The following is a 2,880-nucleotide window of genomic DNA, read 5'->3' as shown; positions in this document are numbered from 1 at the left end:
ACCAAGTAACACCCACCACCAAGACCTGCCGGAGGCATGGTCTGCACCGGCAGGCAGAGCCGCGGCACCTCCCCACCGGAGGGCCGCGGCACTGTCCCTTAACTCCGGGGGCCGGCTCATTGATGGCGCCGGGGCGGTATCGACACCGCGGCCCCGCCCGCTTGCAGCCGCGGCCCCTGCTAAAGCAGCACCTCCCGGCGGCTTGCGGTATTCGGTGATATTCAAGCCCCCCCTGACCCTGAACAGTGGTGTGATGTAGGAATGCAAAGACCCGACCCGCAGAAACTGACTGACGCGCTGGCCGCCCGGTTCGCCTCACCGACGCGGAGCACCAGGCTCACGGTCGTCTTGGGCCGTTGGCTCGGGCTCAGCTTCACCGTCTGTTTCCTGACCGGGCTCTTCAGTCACGGCCTACAGAATCCGCCCTCCTGGATGTTCTTCCCCACCAGTCCCGTCTGGATTTACCAGCTGACCCAGGGACTGCACGTCACGGCCGGGATCGCCGCGATCCCTTTGCTGCTGGCCAAGCTGTGGTCCGTCTACCCGGAGCTGCTCAAATGGCCGCCGGTCAAATCGGTCGCCCATGCTCTGGAGCGGGCCTCCATTGCCCTGTTCATCGCGGCCTCACTAGTGCAGCTGACAACGGGGCTGATCAATACCTACAAGTGGTACCCGTGGCCCTTCCCTTTCCGCGAGACCCATTTCTGGATGGCCTGGGTCATCTGGGGCTCCCTGCTGCTGCACATCGCCGTGAAACTTCCGGCCATCATGGCTCACTGGCGACGGCGTGCCATCGAGGAACCCGCACCGGCGGGCCCTGCGGCTGGCGCCGGTGTAGACGCCAAACACAGCACGCCCGCGGCAGCCCCGGGCCGGTGGTCACGGCGGGCCTTTATTACCGGGGTAGGCGTGAGTACAGCAGCGCTCGTAGTCACCACCGCCGGACAGTCCTTTTCCTGGCTCGGCCCCCTCAACCTGTTCGCCCCCCGCAAAATGGGCACCGGCCCGCAATCCGTCCCGGTCAACCGGACCGCAGCCGACGCGAAAGTGGCCGGATTTGCCCGCGCCGTGGACTGGTCCCTGACCGTCACCCACCACGGAACCAGCAGGAAGTTCAGCCTGAACGAACTGCGGGCGTTCCCGCAGTCCAGTCAGGAGCTCCCGATCGCCTGCGTCGAGGGCTGGAGCCAGACGGCCCGATGGCGCGGCGTGCCGATGAGGGACCTACTCGGTGCTGTCGGGGCACCGCCGGATTCGGCCCTGCGCGTGACCAGCCTTGAACCCGAAGGGGCGTACAGACTCATGTCCATGCCGGCGGAATACACCCGGGACGAGCGGACACTTGTGGCACTGGAACTCAACGGCACCGTCCTGGACCTCGACCACGGCTATCCCGCGAGGATCATTGCCCCCGGTCGCCCCGGGGTCCTTCAAACCAAATGGCTCCAGTCCGTGGAGGTCCTGTGAACCAGCCCAAGACAAACCCACCCGTCAAGGCAGTCAGATCCGTGAAGGCAGTCCCATCCGTCAGGGCAGTCAGGATAACCCTCGGCGTGGCAGGTGCCGGACTCATCGGCTACGGGCTGCTGGGGCTCCCCACCCAGCTGGGCCCCGCCCAGCTGGTGGGGCTGCTGACGTGGCTGGCCGTCGCCATCGTGCTGCACGACGGCGTCATCGTGCCGCTGTCCACCCTGGCCGGTGCCGGACTGACCCGCCTGGGCTCCCGTTTGCGCCCCGCTTCCGCCGCGGTGCTGCGCGGGGCCCTCATGACAGGTGCCCTAGTCACCCTGATCACCGGAATCCTGCTCAAGGCCCAGTCCGAGGCCCGCATCACCAGCGTCCTGGAGGCCGACTACGCCGGGCACCTCCTCTGGTTCTGGACGATTCTAGCCCTCGCCGCAGCGGCCGCTATCTACGCCTGCGAACGGTCCGGAATCGCAGGTCCAACCAATGCTGACAACCGGCAGAAGACCCGGTCCTGAACGCGCTTCACCAACGTCACCGTCCAGCCGGCCGCCGGGACCCGGCTGCCACAACCCGGGTTGCGGAGCGCCGGAAGACAAGGATTCATGCAAGTCGCTGACGCCCGCCACTGATCCGCCGCGCTCAGATTCCCAGCCAAAAAATCTCATCCCGGCACCAGCCGATTTACCGGTCAGCACGGCCAACGACGCTTCACGTGACATCGCCCCGGCACCCATCCGAACTCCGGCAGCCTCCGAATAACCACCGGGCTCACGAAACACCAACGGGACGGCGGGACGCGGCACATGGCCACACTCCTGGTCACCCTACAATCCAGTTCTCCGGACGCAGCAAACAGCCGGGCCCTCTTTTCGCGTAACCGCACATGGTCTCCGCCCGGGATAACAGAATTCCATCCGGGCGGCAAACAATGACCGAGGCTGACCGACCGGAGGGACTGAGCGAAGACATCATCCAGGACCTGGCCTGCGGTCGGCTCCTGGATCTCGCCGAGCTGTATGCGGTGGGCACCCTCGGAACCCAAGGTGAATCCGCAGTCGATCAGTTTCTCCGATCCGCGCGCGCATCGCTGCGCGGGCAATTTTCCCTCCGAGTATTGCAAACGCGCGAAGCCCTGACGTTGGCCTACGGATCCCTGGACGCTGAGCCCCCACCAGATTTGCTCCGTGAAATCCTCGCCAAGCTACACCCCCAGATCCCTACCCCTGACAACACCCGGGCCGTGTCAAGCCAACCGGACGACGCCAACACCTGATCATCGACATGGATCCGACTGTCGTGGAACGGCATCCCAGCGTCAGGGACTATCTCATTAACGGTGTATCCGGCGTTTTCATTTAGTAGCTTTCAGCTGCCGGGAATCGGTCGCTGAAAGTGATGGCGAAGGCGTTCAAA

3 protein-coding genes are annotated in these 2,880 nt (G+C 65.2%); all 3 read left to right on the top strand.

What is annotated here, in order from left to right; translation table 11 throughout:
• The first annotated feature begins 261 nt into the window (after positions 1-261).
• Positions 262-1,467 carry a molybdopterin-dependent oxidoreductase gene (locus ABIB14_RS18615; protein ID WP_354237379.1) on the top strand — a complete coding sequence of 402 codons (1,206 nt, stop codon included), beginning with the start codon at positions 262-264 and terminating at the stop codon, positions 1,465-1,467.
• A 41-nt stretch (positions 1,468-1,508) separates the two neighbouring features.
• Entirely contained in the window at positions 1,509-1,982 is a 474-nt protein-coding gene (locus ABIB14_RS18610; protein ID WP_354237378.1) for a hypothetical protein, read from the top strand.
• A gap of 413 nt (positions 1,983-2,395) precedes the next feature.
• Positions 2,396-2,740 carry an RskA family anti-sigma factor gene (locus ABIB14_RS18605; RefSeq protein ID WP_354237377.1) on the top strand — a complete coding sequence of 115 codons (345 nt, stop codon included), beginning with the start codon at positions 2,396-2,398 and terminating at the stop codon, positions 2,738-2,740.
• Positions 2,741-2,880 lie beyond the last annotated feature (140 nt).

The sequence above is a fragment of the Arthrobacter sp. UYEF3 genome (genome assembly GCF_040546245.1).
Lineage (GTDB): Bacteria > Actinomycetota > Actinomycetes > Actinomycetales > Micrococcaceae > Arthrobacter.
This window is presented reverse-complemented; position numbering and strand designations above follow the sequence as displayed.

Bases quoted from the DNA above. Each gene is read 5' to 3' on its own strand.
- ABIB14_RS18615 (WP_354237379.1), top strand. From the start codon at position 262: ATGCAAAGACCCGACCCGCAGAAACTGACTGACGCGCTGGCCGCCCGG.
- ABIB14_RS18605 (WP_354237377.1), top strand. From the start codon at position 2,396: ATGACCGAGGCTGACCGACCGGAGGGACTGAGCGAAGACATCATCCAG.